2 protein-coding genes are annotated in these 1,927 nt (G+C 38.2%); one reads left to right on the top strand and one right to left on the bottom strand.

What is annotated here, in order from left to right; genetic code table 11:
- A partial coding sequence (locus tag O9332_RS07675; protein WP_288024701.1) for a thioesterase domain-containing protein occupies positions 1–1,644 on the top strand: 1,644 nt, incomplete at its 5' end.
- Positions 1,645–1,757: 113 nt separating this feature from the next.
- On the opposite strand, the gene O9332_RS07670 is transcribed toward O9332_RS07675, so the two are convergent.
- Positions 1,758–1,892 (bottom strand): hypothetical protein, encoded by a 135-nt coding sequence (locus O9332_RS07670; RefSeq protein ID WP_288024703.1) that lies wholly within the window; start codon positions 1,890–1,892, stop codon positions 1,758–1,760.
- Positions 1,893–1,927 lie beyond the last annotated feature (35 nt).

Below are 1,927 nucleotides of genomic sequence, written 5' to 3'. Positions count from 1 at the left end.
GGAGAAGCCTTATCTTATGAACTCAATCAACGATTTTTTCAGCAGTTAAACTGTGAATTATATAACGCTTATGGACCAACAGAAGTAGCGGTTGAGACTACTATCTGGTGCTGTCAGCCAAATTCCCAAATTTCTATTGGAACTCCCATTGCTAATGCCCAGATTTACATTCTCGACAGTTATCTCCAACCGGTTCCTATTGGTGTTGCTGGAGAATTACATATTGGTGGAATGGGTTTAGCGCGTGGATACCTCAACCAACCTGAATTAACGGCTGAAAAATTTATTCCTCATCCTTTTGCCCAGGGTAAATTATATAAAACCGGAGATTTAGCTCGCTATCTTCCTGATGGAAACATTGAATATTTAGGGCGGATTGATAATCAAGTTAAGCTGAGAGGTTTCCGCATTGAATTAGGAGAAATTCAGACAGTTTTAGAAACTCATCCCAACGTTGAACAAACTGTTGTGATTATGCGGGAAGATACCTTATATAATCAACGGTTAGTTGCTTATGTAATCAGAAAAGATACTTTATTAACTTCCCAGGATTTGCGTCGTTTCTTACAGCAGAAATTACCCGTTTACATGATCCCTTCTGCCTTTGTCATGTTGTCGGATTTTCCCTTAAATCCTAATGGGAAAATAGACGTTCATAAATTGCCTATACCGGATGAGACTTCTCTAGTTGAATCACCCTATTTAGCCCCCCGCAATTCAACGGAAACTATCTTAGTAAGCCTTTGGCAACAACTTCTACAAGCTGGCAAGATAGGGGTTAATGATAACTTCTTTGAGTTGGGTGGTCATTCCTTACAAGCTATGAATCTTATGGCTTTAATTTATGAAAAAATGGCCATAGAAATTCCTTTATCAATGATTTATGAAAAGCCAACAGTCGCCGAATTAAGCGATTATATTATCTATGCTCAGGAGATGAATATTCAACCGAAAGAACGTCCTTATGTGGTGTTTAATAAGGAGCAAGAAAAGGCCGTCTTTTTATTTCCCCCCGCCCTTGGTTTCGCTGCTGCTTATGCCAATTTAGCAGAGTATCTAACGAATTATGCTATTTATACTTTCCGGTATATTAGCGATGAATTAATGTTAAAAAAATACGCTGAATTAATTGAGGATTTGGCTCAGAATCAAGATATAAAATTAATGGGACATTCCGCCGGCGGATTTTTAGCGATGTTAATGGCTCAACAATTAGAAAGTCGAGGGAGAGTTGTTTCTGATGTCATTTTACTGGATACTTACAGAGGAGGACGTGAGGCTAAAAAAGCTGATATGTCAGAGATTCAAGAAGGGGTTGATGCTTTCTTATTAAATCCCAAACGTCAGGAATTAAGAGGTTACTTTTTAGAGAATCAAAAACTCCGCAATCGCACTTATCATCAAGTGTGGGAATACTTTAATTTTCTTTGGAATTCTGATTTAAAAAATGTACAAATTCAAGGGACTATTCATTTGATTCGTGCTGAGGGAAACTATGAAGCTCAAGATGATTGGACACAAGCAACAAAAGGAGAAAGAATCAATCATTATGCCACCGGTATTCATCGTGAAATGATTGATCCTCCTTATCTTCCCAAAAACGCTCTGATTATTAATAGTATTCTCAACCCAAAACAGTCGTAACCGTTGAGGGGGGGGGGACGAAATCGGGCAATCTGAGAGACATGGATGAGCAGTACCTAGGGTCTGCTGAAAAACTTTTTCGGCAAATCCTAATTAGGGCTTGCTGAATAAATCTAAAAACCTTGTTGGGTAAGACTTTGGCTCTTCGTTATTTGGTATGGTTCAATAGGGGAGCATAAATCGACTAAATCCTTATCTGGCAAGAGACTTAATTGATTAGTTCGCTCTAGATCGAAAACAATTGACAAAAATCGCCAAATGTCTTTCTCTATAAGAGTTTCAT

The sequence above is a fragment of the Microcystis sp. LE19-10.1B genome, assembly GCF_027530565.1.
Taxonomy (GTDB): Bacteria; Cyanobacteriota; Cyanobacteriia; order Cyanobacteriales; family Microcystaceae; genus Microcystis; species Microcystis aeruginosa.
The sequence above is the reverse complement of the archived record's forward strand: the minus strand, read 5'-3'. Positions and strand labels throughout refer to the sequence as shown.